1 protein-coding gene is annotated in these 306 nt (G+C 67.6%); it reads left to right on the top strand.

Annotated features, from left to right (window positions below; translation table 11 throughout):
• Nucleotides 1–306: ATP-binding cassette domain-containing protein (locus PZH32_RS12625; protein WP_275208593.1), on the top strand; the 306-nt coding region annotated here is incomplete at both ends.

The raw sequence follows: 306 nt of genomic DNA, 5'->3' as shown, positions 1-306 counted from the left end.
GGCCGGCCATGTGTTGGTGAACGGGTCCGACGTGTACGCGCGCTCCGATGCGGAGCTGGCGGTATTCCGCCGCCGTGAGGTGGGGCTCGTGTACCAGTTCTACAACCTGGTACCGGTGCTCAACGTGGTGGAGACCATGACGCTGCCCGTGGCCCTGGATGGGCGCGCGGTGAACCACGACAGGCTTGCCGGTCTGCTCGACAAGCTGGGCTTGCGCGGCCGTGAGGGACGCCTGTCCAGCCAGCTTTCCGGCGGTCAGCAGCAGCGCGTGGCTATTGGACGCGCGCTTATGAACGCGCCGGCGGT

This window comes from Adlercreutzia equolifaciens (genome assembly GCF_029076695.1).
Classification (GTDB): Bacteria; Actinomycetota; Coriobacteriia; order Coriobacteriales; family Eggerthellaceae; genus Adlercreutzia; species Adlercreutzia equolifaciens_A.
This window is presented reverse-complemented; position numbering and strand designations above follow the sequence as displayed.